This window comes from Streptomyces sp. SA15, from assembly GCF_002291145.1.
GTDB lineage: Bacteria > Actinomycetota > Actinomycetes > Streptomycetales > Streptomycetaceae > Streptomyces.
Map to the genome: position 1 here is coordinate 15,898 of NZ_NTGE01000190.1, position 20,538 is coordinate 36,435.

Consider the following 20,538-nt stretch of genomic DNA (forward strand, 5'->3'; position numbering starts at 1 on the left):
GATGAACCCCTGAACCCCCAGAGTCCGGAACGGGAATCGTGACTTCTACCGCCCCACACAGCAGGTCCTTCAGGAGACACCCCGGCGTGGCCGCCGTCGCGCTCGCCGCCGCCACGGTCCTGCTGGCGGGATGTGGCTCCTCCGACAGCGACACGTCCGACCCGCTCGCGAACGACAAGGCGGACAGCGGCACCGTCGTCGTCGGCTCCAACAACTTCGCCGAGAGCATCCTGCTCGCCGACATCTACGGCGAGGCCCTGAAGGCCAAGGGCGTCAAGGTCACCTACAAGCCCAACATCGGCAGCCGCGAGACCACCTACGGCCTGCTGAAGAACGGCTCCATCACGGTCCTGCCCGAGTACAACGGCTCGCTGCTCGCCTACCTGGACCCCAAGGCGGAGCAGAAGTCCGTCGAGGCCGTGAACGCGGCCGCGAAGGCCAAGCTGGACTCGAAGCTGACGCTGCTGGAGTCGGCGCCCGCCGAGGACAAGGACTCCGTCAGCATCAACGCGGAGACCGCGAAGAAGTACAACCTGACCGCCCAGTCCACGCTAGAGGACCTCAAGGACATCGCTCCGGAGCTGGTCATCGGCGGTTCGCCGGAGTTCCAGACCCGGCAGCAGGGCCTGGTGGGCCTGGAGGCGGAGTACGGCCTGAAGTTCAAGTCGTTCAAGGCCCTCGACGCGGGCGGTCCGCTGACCCAGGCGGCGCTGACGAAGAACACCGTGCAGGCCGCGGACATCTTCACGACGGATCCGACCATCACCAAGGAGAAGTTCGTGGTCCTGCAGGACCCGAAGAACCTCTTCGGCTTCGCGAACGTGACTCCTCTGGTCTACAAGTCCGGCCTCTCCCAGGAGGGCGTGGCCGCGCTCAACGAGGTCTCGGCCAAGCTGGACACCAAGTCGCTGCTGGACATGGACTCCCAGGTGCAGCTGGAGAACAAGGACCCGCTGGACGTCGCCAAGGCCTGGCTGGAGTCGGTCGGCCTGAGCTGACGTCCGCGGCATGACAGCGGACGGACCGGCGCGGGTGCCCCTCTGACAGGGGGCGCCCGCGCCGTTCTTCCGTAGTGGTAGAAGCCCCTGTCAGTACCCGACGTGGAACGTGGCGTCCTGCCGCTCGGTGCTCGTCGAGACGGGGTCGATCCGCAGGGCGAAGTTCGCGTGCCGGATGTAGCGGGTCGGGTTGTTGTACGAGCGGAACGACGACCAGGAGCTGTCGGCCAGCCCCGCCACCCGGTGGAAGGTGGCGTCCGCGGCGAACGTCGACGTGCCGTCGTTCGCGTCCAGCCGCAGCTCGTAGTTGTAGTGCCGCAGGTACCGCGTCGGGAAGTTGACCGACTGGAAGGAAACGCCCGACGAGTCCGCGAGGCCCGGCACGAGCTTCCACTGGGAGTCGGTGTACGGGTCGAAGGGGTACTCGTCGATCCGTCCAGCGTAATTGCTGTGCCGGACGTAACGGGCCGGGAAGTTGTAGGACTTCAGCCGGTTCCAGGCCGGGGCGCCCCACTTCGCGACGAGGTTGTCGTACTGGGTCGAGGTGATCGGCTGGATGCCGCAGTGCTTGGAGTTCAGCGGCTGGGTGTAGAGGCGCTGGTCGAGGGCTGTCCAGGTGCCGGCCGCCAGGTTGGTGGTCTGCCAGGCGTAGAAGACACCGTTCGGCGTATAGGTGTCTCCCCAGAGATAAAAGGTGTTCGACGTCAGCGACTTGACCACCGTCGGCGCCTCGGTGCCGCCGTGCGAGACCGCGGTGCTGAAGGCGGTGAAGCTGCCCGGGTTCAGGGAGGTCGACCGGGCGCCGACGAGGGTCCCGTTCCGCTTGAAGTACAGGTAGTTGACGCCGTTCACACCGATGGTGAGGTTGCCGTCGATGACGTCGTAGCCGGGGTCGAAGAAGACCTGGGGGCTCTCGGTCGTGCGGAAGTCGGTTGTGTAGCTCACCATGATCACGTTGTGGCCGCTGCTGTTCACCGACGAGTAGAGGATGCCGTACCGGCCGCGCCCGGCGTCCCAGAAGGCCTCCGGCGCCCAGCTGTGCGTGTTCGTCATGTCGTGCAGCTTCAGCAGCCGGTAGCCGGTGAAGGTCCGCAGGTCGGCCGAGTCCCAGACGTGGATGTAGACGCTGTTGCGGGTCCAGTCGGTGCCCTTCAGGTCCGTCGCCAGCACGACGAAGGTGCCGTCCTGCTTGCGCAGGATGAACGGGTCGCGCAGGCCTCCCGCGCCCCCGCTCGGCGTGACCACCGGGTTGTTCTGGTTCAGCGGCATCCAGCGCAGACCGTCGGTGCTGACGGCCAGATGCAGGCCGTAGTCGGCCTCGAGCATGGTCGTGGACTCGGTGAAGTAGCCCATGACGTACGCCGAGTCGGCGGCGTGGGCGGTTCCCGCGCCGAGGGCCAGGATGCCGGTCGCGGCGAGCGGGGCGGTCGCGGCCAGGCCGAGGACGTGTCTGCGGGAGGGGTGGGCCATGGGTTCTCCAGGTGGGGGTGCGGGCCTTCTGGACGATCCTGTCGATATACCGAACAAAGTTCGGTGAATCGACCAGAAGATAGGAGAGCCGCGAGCACGCGTCAATCACATGGTCAGCTTTGGCGGATTCCCGCCACCCCGCCGCGTACGCGCCCGAGTTCCGCCCGCACCCGCGCCGCCGCCCCGATCGCCACCGCGTCCCCGCCGAGCAGCCCGGGCAGGACCCGCACCGGATGCCCGCTGACCGGCGGTTCGGCGGCCAGGGCCCGCTCGATCGACGGCTCGACGAGCGCCCAGGAGCGGCCGACGCCCCCGCCGATCACGAAGGTCGTGACATCCAGCAGACCCGCCGTGACCAGGATCGCCCGGCCCACGGCGGCGCCCGCCGCCTCGTACACGGCGATCGCGTCCGGATCGTTCGCCCCCGCCGCCTCGGCCACCTCCCGGGCGCTCAGCGACAGCCCGGTGCGCTCCCCGTACCGCGCCGCGATCGCCCGCCCGGACGCCAGGGTCTCCAGATGGCCGCGCCCGCCGCAGGTGCACGGCAGCTCACCGAAGCCGGGCACATGCCCGATCTCGCCCGCCGCGCCGTGCGGCCCGTCGTACAGCGCCCCGTCCAGCCACAGCGCCCCGCCCACCCCGGTGCCCAGGGTCATCCCGAGCACGTGCGGCTCGCCCGCGACCGCACCGGCCGCCGCCTCGCCGCGCAGGAACGCGTTGACGTCGTTGTCCAGGAACGTCGGCACCCCCAGCGCCTCCTCGACGGCCGCCGTCACCGCGAACCCGGCCCACCCCCGGAAGGAGTCGCTCGCCACCAGGACCCGCCCGGCCCGCGCGTCCACCAGACCCGCCGCGCCGACTCCGACACCGAGCAGCCGCGCGGACGTACGGCCGAGCAGCAGCCGTACGGCGTCCAGCGCGGCGCCGACCATCGCGGCCCCGCCCTCGGCCGCCGGTGTGGGCACCTCGACGCGGTCGACGACCGTCAAGCCCTCCTCGCACAGCGCCGCTTGGGTCGTCGTACCGCCGATGTCGACACCGGCGACCAGGTGCGTCACGCGGTGGCCTCCGTCTCCAGGGATTCCCGGCGGCGGCGTTGCACCACCGGATCCGGCACCGGCACCGCCGCGATGAGCCGACGCGTGTACTCGGTCTCCGGACGCAGCAGGGTGGACATCGTCGGCCCCTGCTCCTCTACCCGCCCCGACCGCAGGACGACGACCCGCTGGGCGAACTCCTGCACCACGGCCAGATCGTGCGACACGAACAGACAGGCGAACCCCAGCTCGCGCTGCAACTCGGCGATCACCTCCAGGACCGTTCGCTGCACACTCACGTCCAGCGCGCTCGTCGGCTCGTCCGCGACCAGCAGCCGCGGCCGCAGCACCAGCGCCCGGGCGAGACTCACCCGCTGCCGCTGACCGCCCGACAGCTCGCGGGGCCCGCGTCCCATCAACTCCCGGGACAGCCGCACGAGTTCGAGCACGTCCCCGACCCGCTCCCGTCGCTCGGCCGCCGACATGCCCCCGCGGTGCATCCGCAGCGGCTCGGCCACGCACTCCGCCACACTCATCCGCGCGTCCAGCGAGGCCACGGGGTCCTGGAGCACCACGCCCACACCGGAGAGCAGGGCTCGGCGCGCCCGGCCCCGGGCCCGGCTCAGGTCGGTGCCGAAGAGCGAGACCGAGCCTGAGGAGGGCGGGAGGAGCCCGAGCGCGACCCGCGCGGCTGTGGACTTGCCGGAGCCGGACTCGCCGACGAGGCCGACGGTTTCGCCCGGGCGGACGTCGAGTGTCACGCCGTCGAGGGCCTGTACGCGCCCGTAGTGCACGGACACGTCCCGGAGCCGGACTACGGGAGCATCCTGGGCCGGCGGCTCCGGGTCCTCGCCGCTGAACTTCAGCCGCGGCACCGCCGCCAACAACCGCCGCGTGTACTCGTGCCTCGGCCGCAACAGCACCTCCTCCACCGACCCCGTCTCCACCACCTCGCCCCGCAGCATCACGGCCACCCGGTCGGCGAAGTCGGCGACCACGCCCATGTTGTGCGTGACCAGCAGCACGCCCGTGCCCGAGTCGGCCGCCAGCCCCCGTAGCAGATCGAGGATCTCGGCCTGCACGGTGACATCGAGCGCGGTCGTCGGTTCGTCCGCGATCAGCAGCCCCGGCGAGTTGGCGATGGCCATGGCGATGACGACCCGCTGCCGCTGCCCGCCCGACAGCTGGAACGGGAACGCGGACGCCCGCCGCTCCGGCTCGGGAATGCCGACCCGGCGCAGGAGGCCCACCGCCTCACGGGCGGCCTCCGCGCGCGAGACGGACCGGTGGTTCCGTACGACTTCCGCTATCTGCTTGCCGACCCGGGTCAGCGGATCCAGTGCGGTGGCCGGCTCCTGGAACACCATCGACGCGGTACGGCCGCGCAGCCGTGCCAGCTCCACCTCACCGGCCCCGACCACCTCCGTACCGTCGACCGTCACCCGTCCCGACGCCCGCGCGTTCCCGGGCAGCAGACCCATCGCGGCGAGCGCCACCGTCGACTTGCCGGAGCCGGACTCGCCGACCAGCGCGAGAGTCTCACCGGGCCGGACGTGCAGGGACACCTCCCGTACAGCGGGCACCTCGCCCGTGTCCGTCGAGAAGGTCACCCCGAGGCCCTCGATCTGAAGGATGTTCATCCCCGTCCCCTCACGTCGAAGGCGTCGCGCAGCCCGTCGCCGATCGCGTTGAACGCGCACACGACGAGGATGATCGCGAGGCCCGGCGGAACGATCAGCCACCAGCGCCCGGAGTACGCGGCCGTCAGACCGGCCGACAGCATGCCGCCCCAGTCGGTCGACGGCGGCTGGACACCGAGGCCCAGGTACGACACGTACGCGACCAGCAGGATCGCGTCGGCGACCTGGAAGGTGGCCGCGACCACGATCGTCGACACCGAGTTCGGCAGGATGTGCCGGGCGATCGCCCGGCCGTGCGTGCCGCCGGTCGCGCGCAGCGTCAGCACGTAGTCGCGGTTCTTGAGCGTGAGCGTCTCGGCTCGCACGAGCCGGGAGGGGACCAGCCAGGACACCAGGCCGAGGATCACGATCAGGCCGAGCGTGCCCGGCGTCGTGATCGCGGAGACGACCAGCAGGATGAACAGCGCGGGGATCGCGATGCCGGCGTCCACCACCCGCATCATCACCGCGTCCACCCAGCCGCCCGCGTAGCCCGCGACGGCGCCCCACAGCGTGCCGATGACGGTCGCGAGCAGCCCGGACGCCAGCCCGACGAGCAGTGAGACCCGGCCGCCGTACATGAGCCGGCCCAGCTGGTCGTGCCCGACGGCATCCGTACCCAGCCAATGGGCACCGCTGGGTACGAGGTTGACCTGGGTGAGGTCGGTATGGGTCTGGTCGGTGGAGTAGAGCAGCGGCCCCACGAAGCAGAACAACAGGAAGACGGTCACGACCAGGACTCCGGCCACCGCCAGCCTATTGTGCGCGAAGCGCGCACCAAGGGGCGCGGGGCTGTGTCGATTTGCGGCTCCGCCGCGGGGCGCGACCAACCCCCACCGGCTCGCACCTTGAACACGACCCGTAGTACTCACGCCCGCTCCCCCTTCACACGCGGATCGACAATCCGCTGCACAACATCCGCAAGCAACGTGCCCACGACCGTCGCCACGGAGATGACGAGGACACAGCCCAGCAGCACCGGATAGTCGGAGGACTGCGCGGCGGACCAGAACAGCAGCCCCATACCGGGGTAGTTGAAGAGCTGCTCGACCACGAGCGCCCCGCCGAACAGCACGGGCACGTAGTAGCCGAGCATCGAGACGACCGGGGTGAGGGAGTTGCGGAACACGTGCCTGAAGAGGATCGCGAGCTGCCGGGAACCGCCGGCCCGCGCCGTGCGGACGTAGTCCTCGGAGAGGTTCTCCAGGGTCGCGGCCCGCATGTACCGGCTGAACACGGCCACCATGGACGCGGCCCCCGTTACGACCGGCAGAACCAGCGCTGCCGGGTCCGCGAACACCTGGGCCAGTGTGTCCCCTTGGGGCGCCTGCGAGGGGAACCAGCGCAGGGTCTGGGTGAACAGCAGCACCAGGATCAGCCCCAGGAAGTACACCGGCGTCGAGTACGCGACGAAGCTCAGCGTGGTGATGACGTAGTCGGCCGGCTTGTTGCGCCGCACCGCCTGCCACATGCCGAGCGGGATCGCCAGCAGCAGCCCGGCGAGCGCGGACAGCACGGTCAGCACCAGAGTTTTCGGCAGGCGCTGCTGGATCAGCCGGGAGACGGCCTCGTTCAGCGTGTACGACGTGCCGAGGTCGCCGTGGACCAGCGTGTCGAGGTAGTAGACGTACTGGACGGGCAGCGGCCGGTCCAGGCCCTGTTCGTGGTTGAACGCGGCGATCTGCTCGGCCGTCGCCTGCGGGCCGAGGATCCCGCGTGCGGGACCCCCGGGCAGCGCGTGCAGCAGGCAGAAGACGACGATCGTGACGATGAGGATCACGGCCAGGGCTTGGAGGAGACGCCGGGCGAGGTAGAGGAGGGTGTCCATGCGAGGGCCTCAGCCGGTCCACTTCCACTGCGCCGGATGGAAGTTGGCGAGCGAGTCCTGGGAGAAGCCGCCGAGACCGTTCCGGACGACGGAGATCTGGTAGACCGGCTCCGGCAGCCAGATCACCGGCAGGTCCTTGGCGAGGGCCGCGCTGTAGTCCTGGATCGCCTGGTTCGAACTCGACGTCGTGGACGCGGAGATGAGCTTGTCGACCTCCGGGTTGGAGTAGTTGCCGAAGTTCGAGCCGCCCTTGGACTGGAACAGCGAGTCGCCGGTCGGGAAGGCGGAGAAGTACCAGCTGCCCGCCGTACCGAAGAAGGACAGCTGCCACTTGCAGATCGACTGGTCGGAGGTGCACTGCGGGGTCTGCGACAGCACCGAGTTGACCGGCGCTGTCTTGATCGAGAACTTGATCCCGGTCTTCGCAAGCGAGGACTGGATCGCGCTCATCATGTTGTCCGTCACCGTCGACCCGGACTGCGACAGCACCCCCATCTCGAACTTCGTTCCCTTTGCCACTCCTTCACCGCACTGGGAAGCGCCGCTGCCCGGGCTGGTGCAGGTCATGACCCCGCCCTGCTCGGTCCAGCCGTGGTCGGTCAGCAGTGTGCGGGCGGCCGACGTGGAGAACGGGTACGGGTTCTTCTTCTGCGTGGACGACACGAAGTCCGAGGCCTGCCCCTGGGGGATCGGCCCGTAGCCGGGCACCGCCGTCCCGTTGAAGACGACCTTCGCCAGACTGCTCTGGTCGATCGAGTGCTGCACGGCCTGCCGGGCGTAGAGCTGCTTGAACACCGCGCCCATCACCGGGTTGTTGAAGTTGTACGGCATGTAGGTGATCGCCCAGCCCGACCACGGCTTCACCTCGTAGCCCTGGGCCGTGAAGCTGTCCTTCTGGTCGAGGTCGGTCGCCTCGATGTAGCCGTAGTCGACACTGCCGGAGCGCAGTGCGTTCTTCTCGGCGTCCGCCGTGGTGAAGGGCAGCAGGTTCACCGTGGGGATGGCCGGCTTCTCGCCGCCGTCGTACTTCTTGTTGGCGGTGAGGACGACCTTGCCGGCGGTCGAGAAGGACTTGACCGCGTAGGGGCCGCTGATGGTCTTCCACAGGGGGTCCGTGGCATAGCGGGAGATGTTCTTCGCGGCGTCGTTGAGGTACGTCCACACCTGCTTGGCGTCGCCGCCCTTGTCCCAGACGTGCCGCGGCAGCGGCGTGACCTCGTTCAGCTCGTTCGCCAGCATCCACTGGGAGTTGTAGCTTTTGTCGAACGTGATCGTGAAGTGGCGGTCGTCGACGGTCTTGAAGGACGTCCAGTTGTCCGGCGCCTTACCGGGGGTGTAGCCCGCCCACTCGGTCTTGTTCGCCTTGATGAGGTCGAACCAGAACTGGACGTCGCGCGAGGTGATGGGCTTGCCGTCGCTCCAATGCCGGTCGCCGAGCGTGATGGTGACGCTCTTTCCGTCGGCGGCGAAGTCGGCGGCGGTGGCGATGGACGCCTTCTTGTTCCAGGCGATACGGCCGGTGGAACCGTCGTACGCGACGAGCCGCTCCCACAAACTGTCCGCGATGGAACGGTTGTTGGTGTTCAGATGGGCCGCCGTGCCGATCGGCAGGATCCAGTTCGGCGTGAAGTTCGCGGGCAGCGCGTAGTCGATCGAGTCGTGCGACCCGGACGACGTGCCGCTCGTCCCGGAGCAGCCCGCGAGCAGCAGCGTGCCCGCGCTGAGGGCGGCACCGGTGAGAAGTCTGGTGCGGGCAGGGGACATGGCTCTCCTCGGAGAACAGAAGCGAGGGATGGAGGCAGAGAGGTGAAGGCAGGGAGGTGGAAGCAGGGGGTGGAGCCAGTGAACGCCCCGACTGTTCGAAGAAACAGACGCGTTGCTGTAAAAAGCCTGTTTCTGCTGATCTGGAAATAGCCGGGAGAGGGCTCGACTGGCCTACGCTCGCTGTCCCGGCCGCCGAAGACGGAAAGTAACTTCGTCCATGCCTGAAAAAAGTGCCTCGCTCACCCGGCGCGTCCTCGAACTCCTCGCCTCCGGGCAGGCGTCGACACGCACGGAACTCGCCGAACTGCTCGGCGCCGCGCCGTCGACGGTCTCGTTCGCGGTGAGCAAGCTGCTGGACTACGGGCTGGTCGCCGAGGAGGGCACCCTGTCCTCCACCGGCGGACGCCCGCGCAAGGTACTGCGGCTCGGCGGCAGCGACGGATACGCCGTGGCGGCCGAACTCGGCGGCAGACACGCCCACGTGGGCGTCGTCCACCCCGGCGGCGGCCTCACCGACGTCTCCACCGTGCCCTTCGCCACGGCCGACGGACCCGAGGCCGCGCTGCCCGGACTGGCCGAGACCCTCGAAGACCTCGCCGACGGTCACGGGCGGGAGTTGCTCCGGGGCGTCGGTCTCTGTCTGCCCGGCCCGGTCGACGTCGAGTCGGGCCTCGTGACCCTGCCCGCGCGCATGCCCGGCTGGAACAGGTTCCCCGTACGGGACTGGCTGGAGGACCGCTTCGGCGTTCCGGTGGCCATCGAGAACGACGCCAACTGCATGGCCGTCGGCGAGCACAGCGTCCGGCCCGCCGAGCACCGACAGTCGATCATGGTGAAGGCCGGGTCCGGCATCGGCGCGGGCGTCATCGCCGACGGGCGGCTGTACCGGGGCGGCAGCGGCGCCGCCGGCGAGATCACCCACGTCCGCGTCGAGGCCGCCCACGACACGCCCTGCTCCTGCGGCAACACCGGCTGCCTGGAGACCGTCGCCTCCGGCGCCGCCCTCGTCCGCCTCCTGCGCGAGCGCGGCCTCGACGTGACCTCCACCGAGGACGTCGTACGCCTCGCCACCGACGCCGACCCCGAGGCGACTCGCGCGGTCCGCCAGGCCGGCCGCTACCTCGGCCAGGTCCTCGCCGCGAACGTCAACTTCTTCAACCCCGACGCCGTGTACCTCGGCGGCATCCTCTCCACGCTGGAGCCGTTCGTCGCCGCCGTCCGCAGCCAGTTGTACGAGGGCTGCCACCCGCTCGTCACCCAGCACCTGGTCATCGAGCGGGCCGGCCTCGGCGCCGACGCCGGTCTGGTCGGCGCGGGCCAGTTCGCGTTGCAGAGGGCGCTGGCGCGGGCGCTGCACGCGGTCACCGGCAGCCACTCCTGAGATGTGACACAGGCTCTGACAACGGAGGAACCATGTCCCGCCCCGTCATCGCGATCGCCGGACTCGGCATCGAGTCGTCGACCTTCTCCCCGGCCCGCACCGAGGCCCCCGCCTTCCACCCGCGGCGCGGCGCGGACGTCCTCACCCGCTACCCCTTCCTCGCCCCGGGACAGCCCTTGCGGGAAGCCGCCGACTGGCGCGGCGCCCTGGTCGGCAAGGCACTGCCCGGCGGCACGGTCACGGCGGCCGCGTACGCCGACCTGACCGGCGAACTCCTCGACCGGCTACGGCGGTCGGGGCCCGTCGACGGCCTCTGGTACGACATCCACGGCGCGATGACCGTCAAGGGACTGGACGACGCAGAAACGGAACTCCTGCACCGCATCCGAGAGGTGGTCGGCCCGGACGTCATCGTCTCGACCTCCATGGACCTGCACGGCAACGTCTCCCGCGAACTGGTCCACCTGAGCGACCTGATCACCTGCTACCGCATGGCCCCACACGAGGACGCCATGGACACCAAGGAACGGGCCGCCCGCAACCTCGTGGACCTGCTGACGAGCGGCGCGCCCCGCCCGGTCAAGGCCTGGATCCCGGTGCCGGTGTTGCTGGCGGGCGAGCAGACCTCCACCCGTATCGAACCCGCGAAGAGCGTGTACGCGGCCGTCGACGAGGTGGAGGCGGTGGACGGCGTGACGGACGCGGCGATCTGGGTCGGTTACGCCTGGGCGGACGAACCGCGCAACCGGGCGGCGGTCGTCGTCACGGGCCATGCCGAGGCGGCGGTCACGGCCGGTGCGGAACGCCTGGCCCGCGGCTTCTGGGACGCCCGGCACGACTTCGCGTTCGTCGCGCCGACGGGCACGCTGGACGAGTGCCTGGACGCGGCGCTCGCCTCCGCGGCCAGGCCGTACTTCATCAGCGACACCGGCGACAACCCGACCGCCGGCGGAGCCGGAGACGTCACCTGGGGACTCGAAGAGGTCCTCACCCGACCGGAGTTCAAGGACCCGTCCGGCCCTACGGTCCTCTACGCCTCGCTTCCGGGCCCGGCCGCGGTCGACACGGCCGTGCGGGCCGGCGTCGGCGCGACCGTCACCGTCACCGCGGGCGCGGAGGTCGACGACCGGCACGCGGGCCCGCTCACCCTGACCGGCGAGGTCCACGCGATCCGGCACGGCGACCGGGACGCGGAGGTCGAGGTGGTGCTGCGGGTGGGGAGCGTGCACGTGATCCTCACCCGACTGCGCAAGCCGTACCACCACGAACACGACTTCACCGACCTTGAGTTGGCCCCCCGCGCGGCCGACGTCGTGATCGTCAAGATCGGCTATCTGGAGCCCGAGCTGTTCGCCATGGCCGCCGACTGGAAGATGGCGCTCACCCCGGGCGGCGTCGACCAGCAGCTGACCCGCCTCGGCCACCACCGCGTCCGCCGGCCCCTGTTCCCGTTCGACCCGGAGATGCCCGAGCCCGACCTCATGGCCCGGATCGTCCCGCCCGCGGACGAACCGCTCACCGGTCCCGACGAGTAGGCGGGGGTATTCCTGGACGCGGGTATTCCTGGACGGGCTACTCGTTGATCGCCGCGGCGATCAACTGGTCGATCAGCGCGATGAGTACGTCACGGCACGACCCGCGCTCGCGCGCGTCGCACAGCAGCACCGGCACGTGCTCCGGCAGCGCCAGGGACTCCCGGATCTCCTCGGGCGGATACGGATGCTTCCCGAAGAAGCCGTTGACGCCGACGACGAACGGGATGCCCCGGCGCTCGAAGAAGTCCACGGCGGCGAAGCTGGCCTGAGGTCTGCGGACGTCGATGAGGACGACAGCGCCCAGCGCGCCGACGGCCAGGTCGTTCCACATGAACCAGAACCGCTGCTGACCGGGGGTGCCGAAGAGGTACAGCACCAACTGCTCGCTGATCGTGATCCGGCCGAAGTCCAGGGCCACGGTCGTGGCCCGCTTGTCCTCGATGCCGGCCAGGTCGTCGACATCCAGACCGGCGACGGTCAGCGGTTCCTCGGTGCGCAGCGGCACGATCTCGCTGACCGACCCGACCATCGTGGTCTTGCCGACGCCGAAGCCCCCGGCGATCAGTATCTTGACGGTGTCGGGCGCGTCCGGTTTCTCCCGGGTGGCGGGGTCACAGCCGGCCAAGGCCGTCCCTCACTTTCTGCAGAAGGTCCAGGTCCGGGGTGGTGCGGGAGACCGGATGCGGCGGGTGGGCGGTGATCAGACCGGCCTCCAGCAGATCGCAGAGCATGATCACCATCACGCTCACCGGCAGGTCGAGCAGAGCGGCGAGCTCGGCCACGGCGACCGGCCGAGCACACCGGCGCAGGATCCGTACCTGCTCGGGCTGCGGCCTGGGGGCCCGCTCGGGCGGCGGATCCACCGCGGCCACCGTCGTGATGAGGGTGAAGTCGGCGCGGCTGGGGCGGGTCCGTCCGCCGGTCAGGGCGAAGGGCCGTACCAGACGGCCCGCCGCGTCGCTTCCGCTCACCTCACTCGCCGGAGGCGGGCATGGGGCCCACGTTGGCCCGTGGTGCCGCGCTCAGGTGCTCGCCGATCTTCTTCACCAGCATGTTCATCTGGTACGCCACCACACCGACGTCCGCGTTCGGTCCCGTCAGCACGACGAGGTGGGCGCCGGGCCCGGCGGAGGTCAGGATCAGGTAGCTCTTGGCCATCTCGATGAGCGCCTGGCGCACCGGGCCGCCGCGGAAGTCCATGCTGACGCCCTTGCTGAGGCTCATCAGTCCGGACGCGGTCGCCGCCAGCCGTTCGGCGTCGTCGCGCAGGAACCCCGTGGACTTGCTGACGACGAGTCCGTCCTCGGAGAGCACGACGGCCTGGTTCACGTCGGCGACCCGATCCACTAGGCCGGTGAGCAGCTGGTCCAGCGCGGTGTGGGTGGCGGGGGTGGGGCGTGTCATGGCGGTGTCCTTCATGAGCGGTCGGTGTGGGGAGCCGAGGTGGTGGCGGCCGGTTCCGGGGTGGGGAGGTCCGGTGCGGCGGGTCTGTCTTCGTGGTGCGGCGTCTGCTTGTCGTGCGGCGTCTGGGTGTTGTACGGCGGCTGCTCGTCCGATGGCGTCTGCTTGTCGTCCGGTGCCTGCTCATCTTCGTCGTCCCGGGCTCGGAACGTTCCGCGCTGGAAGCCGGCGAGCGAGGAGGCGGCGCGTTCCGCGGTGAAGGCGTCGGAGTCGTCCTCGGCGTCCGGCCGGGACTCCTCGAGCAGTTCGACGGCCAGGCTGGTCTGCGGCACCCGGCGGGGCAGCGGGGCGAGCCCGTCCGAACGGGGGACGAGAGCGGGGGCGGGGGCGGAGACGGGGGTGGGGTGGGGGCGGGACGTGCGGGTGGGCTCGGAGCCCTTCGTGTGCTGCTTGTCCTCCGTACCCCTCGTGCCCTCCGTGCCTTCCGGGTCCGCCGTGCCCTCCGTGTCCCCCGTGTCCGTGTCGGGCGCCTCGGGCACCACGATGTCGTGCGGGATCAGCACGATCGCGGTGGTGCCGCCGTACGGCGAGGAGCGCAGGGTGACGGCGATGCCGTGCCGTCTGGCGAGCCGGGAGATCACGAACATGCCGAGCCGCAGGTCGTCGGCGAGCGCCACCACGTCGAACTTCGGCGACTCGGCCAACTGCGCGTTGAACGAGGCGTAGTCCTCCTCGGACATGCCGAGACCCCGGTCCTCGACCTCGACGGCCAGACCCTTGGCGACCATCCCGGCCCGCACCCCGACGGGACTGGACGCGGGGGAGTACGCGGTGGCGTTGTCGATGAGCTCGGCCAGCAGGTGGATCACGTCGGCCACCGCGGGCGGAGCGAGGCACACCTCCTCGTCGGTGTGCACCTCCACCCGCTGGTACTCGGCGACCTCGCCGACCGCGCTGCGCAGGATGTCGATCAGCGCGACCGGCTCGGTCCAGCTGCGCCGCGGCTGCTCGCCGCTGATGATGACGAGGTTCTCCTCGTAACGGCGCAACTGGCTCGCCGTGGAGTCCAGTTGGTACAGGCCCTGGAGGACGTTCGGGTCCTGGTGCTCGCGCTCCAGCGCGTCCAGCTGGCTGAGCTGGAGGTTGACCAGGTTCTGGCTCTGCCGGGCGATGCCCAGGATCACCTTCTGGAAGCCGCGCCGGGTGTCGGCGAGCTCCACGGCGGTCACCACCGCCGTGCGCTGTGCGGTGTTGAACGCCTGCGCCACCTGACCGAGTTCGTCCGAGCCGTAGTCCAGCTCGGGTGCCGCCTGGTCCACGTCGATCTTCTCGCCCCGGTCCAGCCGGGTCACCACGTCGGGCAGCCGCTCCCGCGCCAGACCGAGGGTGGCCTCCCTGAGGCCGCGCAGCCGCCGGGAGAGGGAGCGGGTGATCCGCCAGGACATGCCGACGCACAGCAGCAGGGCGACCAGTCCGCCGGCGCTCAGGGAGGCGGCCTTCAGCAGCAGCCCGTCGGCCTCGTCGGCGCTGCGCGCGAGCAGCGCCGACGTCTGCTGCCGGATCAGGGCCGAGTACTGGGCGGAGACCTTGTCCAGCGCGGCGGTCCACTGCTTGCGGGCGTCGGGCAGGGTGACCTGTCCTGCGCCGCCGGCCGGCCGTGCCGCGAGCACCTGGTCCTCGATGCTCTGCAGGGTATGCCAGTCCTTGCCCTGCAGGATCCGCTCGGTCTGCGTCTTCACGCTGCCGCGCAGCGAGGGGATGACCTGGTCATCGACGACCCAGCGGCGCGTGCTCACCAGCTCGGCGAACTCGGTCCAGGCCTTCTCGTCGAGGCGCCCGGACGGCCACGCCAGGGTGAGGTGCGTGTCCTCCTGGGCGACCAGCTCCGCCGCGTGCTCCAGCGCGACGAGCGGACCGGCCTGCGAGGTGAGGTCGCCGTCGTCGACCTGGGAGAGCTCCTGGAAGGCGTGGATCTGGTCGTCGATGATCGAGGTGTACTGGTCCAGCGCCTGCTCGGCGGTGATGTCGGTGGGGTCGTCCACCTGGCCCCGGTAGTACTCCAGGCTGCTGACCGACCCGACGACCGAGTACAGCCGGTCCGCGATCCGGTCGGGGGCCTTCTGGATGGCTTCGGAACGGCTCGCCAGTTTCGCGACCGCCTCGTCCGTCTCCTCGCGCGCCCGGTCCAGGGCGGCCCGGGAGCCGGGCACCGAGGCCAGCCAGGCCGCCGACAGCCCGCGTTCCTGCTGCAACGCGAGCGTGGCGTCGGTGCCCATGGCGCCGGTCGACTCGCTCAGCTCCGTCTGCGACCTGAGCGTCAGGCCCTCCGAGAACATCTGCGTCGTCGTCACACTCCACATGGCGGCGAGGGTGACGCTCGGGACCAGCGCGAGCAGGATGAGGGAGAGACGTATGGAGCCCAGTCGGCGGCGACGCCGGGCGCGTGTCCGTGGAGACATGGTCGTCCTTGGCCGATCAGCGAGGGAGCGGGGGAGCGGGGACGTTCTTCAGAAGGGTTGTCGGACGTCCGGCGGCGGGGCCCGCCGGAGCCCCGGTCAGCGGGTTCCGGCGGCGGCGAAGTGCGCGACCGAGGTGATGTTCGACCGGGTGACGAACGCCGGACCGGTGAGCACGGGAGCCACACCGCCGCCGCTGAGGTTGCCGTTGGTCTTGTACAGCCAGAGCGAGTCGACAGCGAGGTAGCCCTGCAGATACGGCTGCTGGTCCACCGCGAACTGCACCTTCCCGCTCCGCACGGCGCTGACCATGTCCTTGTTGAGGTCGAAGGTGGCGACCCGGGCCCTGCTGCCCGCCTCCCGCACCGACTTGACCGCGTCGAGCGCGAACTGCGCGCCCAACGTGACGACTTCGTCGATGGAGGGGTCCTGCCGGAGCCTGGCCGTGACGGCGGCGCTCACCGCGTTCGAGTCCGTACCCTCCACGTAGAGCAGGTCGGTCTGGCCGTCGAACGTCTTCTTCACGCCGGCGCAGCGCGCCTCCAGGCCGACGTTGCCCCGCTCGTGGATGACGCACAGGGTGTGCTTGGCCTGGAGGCCGTCCAGCCTGTCCCCGACGGCGCGGCCCGCGAGGCTCTCGTCCTGGCCGAAGTACTCCAGCAGGCCCTGGGAGCTCCAGGCGTCGATACCGGAGTTGAGGCCGACGACCGGTATGCCCGCCGCTCTCGCCTCGGCGACCGGGCCTCTCATGGCCGCCGGCTTGGCCAGGGTCACCGCGATTCCGTCGACCTTGTCACTGATCGCGTCCCGGACCAGTGCCGCCTGCTTGGTCGGGTCGGAGTCGTTGCCGTACATCAGCTCGATGTCGTCCTTGGCGGCCGCCGCCCGGGCGCCCTTCTGCACCAGATCCCAGAAGGCGTCCCCTTCACCGCCGTGGGTGATCAGGGCGACCTTGATCCGGCCGGTGTCGGCCTTGCCCGCCGCGTCCGCGGCCGAGTCGAGGCGTGTGTCGCCGGAACCGGTGCAGCCGGCGAGGAGGAGACAGGCGGCGGCGGCCAGGGCCGTGACGCGGAGGGATATGGAGGAGGCCTGAGGTGGGAGGGAAGTGTTCATGAAGTGCGGCACCTCGCTGTGCGGCCGAGCAAGAGGAACGCGAAAGCGCGGCCGGAACGCGGGCTGTGCTGCGCCGACCGGATGACTTCCACTGGCTCGGAGCCAACCGTGTGTGACCGCCGGTAGTCAAGTGATCTGCCCCTGGTAGCCGGTTCTTGCTGCCGCATCGTGATGATCTTTCCGCTGGGTAGTACTTTTTCGGACGCGTACGGCGGCGGCCTCGGCGGACGACGCATTCCGCCGGGCCGTGTCGGATGCCGTATTGCGCGGGGCCGTGTCGGATGCCGTATCGCCCAGGGCGGGCAGGGCGGGCAGGGCGGGCAGGGCGGTCAGGGCTTGCGCGCCACCGCCCCGTACATCGCGATGTCCGCGTCCCGGACCACCTCGGTGCCCGCGCCGTCCGGATGCCACTTGTGCACCTGGACGATGCCCGGCTCCACGAGATCGAGCCCCGCGAAGAACTCCCGGGCCTCGGCGAGGGTGCGCAGCCGCATCGGCATGCCCCGGGCCGCGTACTCGCGGGCGACCCGGCCGACCTCCTCCGGCGCGAACTCGGCGGTGCCGATGGACATCGCGAGGTAGCTGCCCGAGGGGAGCGGGTCGAGGAGTCGGCGGACGATGCCGACGGCGTCGTCCTCGTCCATCATGAAGTGGACGATCGCGATGACGGTGAGGGCGACCGGCTGCGTCAGATCGAGCGTGGCCCGCAGTTCGGGAGCGTGAAGGATGCTCGCCGGGTCGCGCATGTCCGCCTCGATGTACGCCGTCCGCCCCTCGGGCGTGCTGTTCAGCAGGCCCTGGGAGAGCCTGAGGACGAGCGGGTCGTTGTCGACGTAGACCACCCGGGCTCCCGGCGACGCCGACTGGGCGATCTCGTGGATGTTGGGGGAGGTGGGGATGCCGGTGCCGATGTCGAGGAACTGTCGTATCCCCGCCTCCTCGGCGAGATGGCGCACCGCGCGGTTCATGAAGTCGCGGTTGGCCCGCATGTGGACGGGCAGCGCGGGCCACTCACGGCACATGGCGTCGCCGGCCTCCCGGTCCGCCGGGTAGTGGTCCTTGCCGCCGATGATGTAGTCGTAGATCCGCGCGGAGTGCGCGCTCCCGGTGTCGATGTCTTGTCCCATGCACCTCCCTTCCCATGCTCAACTCCCCTCTAATCCCGTGCAGTTGAGTGCGGTACGAGATTTCCCCGTTCCGGGGCCGGCGGCGGGCGCGCACCGGGTACGGCAAGGGCCGCCCGATGCGAGCACCGGGCGGCCAGGGCCGAGCACCGGGCGGCCAGGCCCTGTTGCGATTCAGGCGGGTTCCCCGGCCTGTCGCTCGAAGGGCTGGGCGAGGGCCTGCTGCCGCACCGCCTTCGCCTCCTTCCGCCGCTGCCTCCGGCTCACACGCGGCTCCTGGTCGGGCAGCCACCCGAAGGCCAGGCAACTGCCCACGGCCCCGAGCACGAGACCGACGAAGAAGCCGCCCAGGTTCGAGGTGACCCAAGTACCCAGGGACAGCAGGATGCCGACGATCGAGTAGAACAGCCGCTGGGCGGGGTTGAAGAGGATCAGCATTCCGAGCAGCAGCATCAGGGTCGGCACGAGGTACCCGGCCAGGCCCTGCATGCCGATGTGCAGGACGACCTTCATCGACGCCTTCAGGGTGAGCAGGATCTCCGCGCCGCCCAGGGCGAGCAGCAGCCCGCCCCAGAACGGCCGGGCGGCCCGCCAGCGCCGGAAGGCGGACCCTGGCCCGGCCGACATCAGCAGGCCTTGTCGCTGAAGCCCAGCTTCAGCCCCGGCAGCTTGAACACCCCTGCGGTGGTGGCGTAGTTGGTCTGTCGCAGATCGCCGATGTACACGGTGTCGGCCTGCTGGCTGAAGACGCCGATGGGGCCCTTCACACCGGCCTTGGTCAGGGTGCTGGCGTCGTTGCCGATCTCGATGTTGGTGAAGGCGGCGTTGCCCGACAACTGTGTCGAGTCGGTGGTCAGGTCGCTCGCCTCGACCTTGTCCTTCCCGTCGCCCGCGGTGATGCGCAGGTTGATGCCGCCCAGGTCGACACTCTGGCACAGCTTGGTGAGGGTGGCGTTCTTGATCGCGGAGGTGACGACCAGCACCTGGCCGCCGGTGTCGCCCTCGTTGGGGCTGCCCGGGGCCATGTGGTCGAGGCCGCCGAACTGCTCGAAACCGGTACCGGCGAGTTCGGTGGCGGTGACCGTGAACGGCATGCCGGAGATCGCGAACTGCACGCCCAGCGCCCCTTCGGCGGTCAGGACCAGGAGCCCCGCGGCGACCGCGGTGGCCGGCACCGCCATGATCGCGGCACGGCGCGCCCGGACCCGCCCGCGTCTGTCGGGGCCGTCGGAGACATCGGGCACTTGTGTTACGGAACCGCTTTCCGGGTTCTGAGGGGTGTTGCCTGCGGACGAGGCCATGTGCTGCTCCCAGTGGGCATAAGTCAATGCGGTTGGGCTTCAGTGGCACGTTGTCCTGGCGCGGACAGCGAACTGCGAACGCACGCCCCTTCGCAACTCCCGGCGGATGCAAGGGATTTCTGTTACGCATCAGTAGCCGCCGAGGAAGTTACCGGTGGTTACATCAACGGTCAAGCAAGTTGTGCGAAAAGAGTGTTGATTGTGCGCCACCTGTGCGTCAGGTGAGTTCTCGGGCGTCGATACGACCCCACGACGCACCCACACAACTCCCGTGCAACTCCTTGACGTTGACTGACCCTCAGGTCTACAACTCTCCCTGGCTTCCCCAGATCCGTGGCGCCGGATCCAGCCGCCTTCCCGGACGTTCTGTCCAGTACGGGCACTTCACCGCCCGCAACCGAACCCTCAAGGCACCCCGCACGGCCGCTTCCCCCCGCGACCGTGCCGGGCAGCCACTCCCGCCCGGCCCGGCCGGAGACCCTCCCCCATGGGTTTCCGGCCGGTCGACGGCGGACACCGAAGCGCCCCCCGAAACCCCGCTCACAACCTCGCTCACAACCCCCTCACAAACCCCCTCAGAAAGAGGCACCCGCATGCGTACGAGATCCCTCCTTGCCGTCGCCGGAGCCGTCGCCGCCCTCACCCTCCCCGCCGTCACCCCCGCGTCGGCGGCCGACAACGCGGTCCTCACCACCGGCAGCGCCGGCGGTACGGCCGTGGCGGTCGGCGACGTCCTCACCGCGCCGCTGGCCGACGGCACCGCCGCCACGCTCTACTCCAGCGCGACCGGCACCAGCGGCATCTCCTGCACGTCCTCGCAGTTCACCGCCACCGTCACCGACAACCCCGCGACGCCGGGCACGGCCACCGAGTCGCTCGACGCGCACACCTTCGACAGCGGCAGCTGCTCCGCCAACGTCATCGGCGTGCTCGGCGTCACGAGCATCACGGTCAACAACCTGCCGTACACCACCTCGGTGTCTTCCGACGGAACCGTCACGGTGACCGCCGCGAGCGGCTCCGCCGTCCAGACCACGGTCGTGCTGCGCACCCTGCTCGGCAGCATCAACTGCGTCTACCAGACGCCCAGCCTGGTCGGCACGGCAAGCAACGACGACAACAGCATCACCTTCACCAACCAGCAGTTCACGAGGACGTCCGGCTCCTCGCTGTGCTTCGCCAACGGCTACTTCACCGCGAAGTACGCCCCGGTGACCGACGGCGACGCGCTGGTCTACGTCAACTGAACGCTCGGGTGCCCGGCGTTCACCGCCGACGCAACCGCAGCGCCAGGGCGGCGCCCCCGGTGAGCACCAGCACCGCGGCGGCGCCGCCCGCGATCACGGGCGCGGACGCACCGGAGCCGCTGTCGGAGGCAGCGGCGACCGGGGTGCTGTCAGGGGCGTCCCGGCCGCGCTCGGTCGTGGACGCCCGTGCCGCCGGCGACGCAG

Annotated in this window: 18 protein-coding genes and 1 pseudogene; 4 read left to right on the top strand and 15 right to left on the bottom strand. The window is 70.1% G+C overall.

The window, feature by feature from the left end; all coding sequences use genetic code 11:
• The first annotated feature begins 38 nt into the window (after nt 1–38).
• Complete coding sequence (locus tag CLM62_RS40375) at nt 39–998, top strand: ABC transporter substrate-binding protein (protein WP_095754863.1); 960 nt, start codon at nt 39–41, stop codon at nt 996–998.
• 90 nt (nt 999–1,088) lie between these two features.
• Here the strand turns inward: CLM62_RS40375 and CLM62_RS40380 are convergent, their stop codons facing one another.
• The 6 genes from CLM62_RS40380 to CLM62_RS40405 form a co-directional block, all read right to left on the bottom strand.
• Entirely contained in the window at nt 1,089–2,468 is a 1,380-nt protein-coding gene (locus CLM62_RS40380) for a glycoside hydrolase family 43 protein (protein ID WP_095754864.1), read from the bottom strand.
• A gap of 113 nt (nt 2,469–2,581) precedes the next feature.
• Complete coding sequence (locus CLM62_RS40385) at nt 2,582–3,517, bottom strand: ROK family protein (protein WP_095754878.1); 936 nt, start codon at nt 3,515–3,517, stop codon at nt 2,582–2,584.
• 5 nt (nt 3,518–3,522) lie between these two features.
• Nucleotides 3,523–5,145, bottom strand: a complete 1,623-nt coding sequence (locus CLM62_RS40390; RefSeq protein WP_095754865.1) for an ABC transporter ATP-binding protein — start codon at nt 5,143–5,145, stop codon at nt 3,523–3,525.
• On the bottom strand, nt 5,142–6,014 hold the full coding sequence (locus tag CLM62_RS40395; RefSeq protein ID WP_373559236.1) for an ABC transporter permease: 873 nt from the start codon (nt 6,012–6,014) through the stop codon (nt 5,142–5,144). The genes CLM62_RS40390 and CLM62_RS40395 overlap by 4 nt, the downstream gene beginning before the upstream one ends.
• A 38-nt stretch (nt 6,015–6,052) precedes the next feature.
• Complete coding sequence (locus CLM62_RS40400) at nt 6,053–7,012, bottom strand: ABC transporter permease (protein WP_095754866.1); 960 nt, start codon at nt 7,010–7,012, stop codon at nt 6,053–6,055.
• A 9-nt stretch (nt 7,013–7,021) separates the two neighbouring features.
• Nucleotides 7,022–8,776 (bottom strand): peptide ABC transporter substrate-binding protein, encoded by a 1,755-nt coding sequence (locus CLM62_RS40405; RefSeq protein ID WP_095754867.1) that lies wholly within the window; start codon nt 8,774–8,776, stop codon nt 7,022–7,024.
• 217 nt (nt 8,777–8,993) lie between these two features.
• On the opposite strand from CLM62_RS40405, the gene CLM62_RS40410 reads away from it, so the two are divergent.
• Nucleotides 8,994–10,157, top strand: coding sequence for an ROK family transcriptional regulator (locus CLM62_RS40410; protein ID WP_095754868.1), 1,164 nt, complete (start codon nt 8,994–8,996; stop codon nt 10,155–10,157).
• A 32-nt stretch (nt 10,158–10,189) separates the two neighbouring features.
• The gene (locus CLM62_RS40415) at nt 10,190–11,692 is read left to right on the top strand and encodes a M81 family metallopeptidase (RefSeq protein WP_095754869.1); all 1,503 of its coding nucleotides are present in this window, start codon (nt 10,190–10,192) and stop codon (nt 11,690–11,692) included.
• Between the two features lie 37 nt (nt 11,693–11,729).
• On the opposite strand, the gene CLM62_RS40420 is transcribed toward CLM62_RS40415, so the two are convergent.
• The 8 genes from CLM62_RS40420 to CLM62_RS40455 form a co-directional block, all read right to left on the bottom strand.
• Complete coding sequence (locus tag CLM62_RS40420; RefSeq protein ID WP_257004373.1) at nt 11,730–12,317, bottom strand: ATP/GTP-binding protein; 588 nt, start codon at nt 12,315–12,317, stop codon at nt 11,730–11,732.
• On the bottom strand, nt 12,304–12,663 hold the full coding sequence (locus CLM62_RS40425; protein WP_095754870.1) for a DUF742 domain-containing protein: 360 nt from the start codon (nt 12,661–12,663) through the stop codon (nt 12,304–12,306). The genes CLM62_RS40420 and CLM62_RS40425 overlap by 14 nt, the downstream gene beginning before the upstream one ends.
• A gap of 1 nt (nt 12,664) precedes the next feature.
• Complete coding sequence (locus CLM62_RS40430; RefSeq protein WP_095754881.1) at nt 12,665–13,096, bottom strand: roadblock/LC7 domain-containing protein; 432 nt, start codon at nt 13,094–13,096, stop codon at nt 12,665–12,667.
• 11 nt (nt 13,097–13,107) lie between these two features.
• Nucleotides 13,108–15,552: a nitrate- and nitrite sensing domain-containing protein gene (locus CLM62_RS40435; protein ID WP_095754871.1), complete on the bottom strand. Its 2,445-nt coding sequence runs from the start codon at nt 15,550–15,552 to the stop codon at nt 13,108–13,110.
• Between the two features lie 96 nt (nt 15,553–15,648).
• Nucleotides 15,649–16,662: a substrate-binding domain-containing protein gene (locus CLM62_RS40440; RefSeq protein WP_095754872.1), complete on the bottom strand. Its 1,014-nt coding sequence runs from the start codon at nt 16,660–16,662 to the stop codon at nt 15,649–15,651.
• A gap of 329 nt (nt 16,663–16,991) precedes the next feature.
• A complete protein-coding gene (locus CLM62_RS40445; RefSeq protein ID WP_095754873.1) occupies nt 16,992–17,789 on the bottom strand; it encodes an SAM-dependent methyltransferase in 798 nt (265 codons plus the stop codon).
• Between the two features lie 171 nt (nt 17,790–17,960).
• Entirely contained in the window at nt 17,961–18,413 is a 453-nt protein-coding gene (locus CLM62_RS40450) for a DUF6114 domain-containing protein (protein ID WP_095754874.1), read from the bottom strand.
• Nucleotides 18,413–19,087, bottom strand: coding sequence for a DUF6230 family protein (locus CLM62_RS40455; protein WP_095754875.1), 675 nt, complete (start codon nt 19,085–19,087; stop codon nt 18,413–18,415). The genes CLM62_RS40450 and CLM62_RS40455 overlap by 1 nt, the downstream gene beginning before the upstream one ends.
• A gap of 593 nt (nt 19,088–19,680) precedes the next feature.
• On the opposite strand from CLM62_RS40455, the gene CLM62_RS40460 reads away from it, so the two are divergent.
• Complete coding sequence (locus tag CLM62_RS40460; RefSeq protein ID WP_095754876.1) at nt 19,681–20,334, top strand: Tat pathway signal sequence domain protein; 654 nt, start codon at nt 19,681–19,683, stop codon at nt 20,332–20,334.
• A gap of 19 nt (nt 20,335–20,353) precedes the next feature.
• On the opposite strand, the pseudogene CLM62_RS40465 reads toward CLM62_RS40460, so the two are convergent.
• A pseudogene (locus CLM62_RS40465) lies at nt 20,354–20,538 on the bottom strand (chitin-binding protein); the annotation flags it as partial.